The 350-nt window shown below is 69.4% G+C and carries 1 pseudogene; it reads right to left on the minus strand.

The window, feature by feature from the left end:
* Positions 1–259 (minus strand): annotated as a pseudogene (locus FLW16_RS43260) (glycoside hydrolase); the annotation flags it as partial.
* Positions 260–350: the final 91 nt, after the last annotated feature.

Below are 350 nucleotides of genomic sequence, written 5' to 3' on the forward strand. Positions count from 1 at the left end.
CGTGGTCGGTCCAGTTCACCATGTCGGCCGACGACCAGACCCGCCAGTCCTTCATGGTGAAGTACGTCGATCCGTCCTCGTCGTGCCCGGTGTAGAGGTAGACCCGGCCGTTGTAGACCAGCGGCGCCGGGTCGGCGGTGTAGATGGTCTGCACGATCGGGTTGTCCGCCCTGGCCGCGCCCGCCGGAAGCAACGCCAGCATGCACAGCAGGCCCACGATCCAGGCGAGGATTCGGGTGCGCGGGCGTGGCGGTCTCATGGGGTGCGCGTGGACGGCTCGGTGTGGAGCCGTCCCCGGGGCTTCCTGTGAATGCACTGCCTGCTCCTGGGGGGGAGGGGGTCGTGGCGGG

The organism is Microbispora sp. KK1-11, from assembly GCF_006874435.1.
In the GTDB taxonomy this organism is placed as follows: Bacteria; Actinomycetota; Actinomycetes; order Streptosporangiales; family Streptosporangiaceae; genus Microbispora; species Microbispora catharanthi.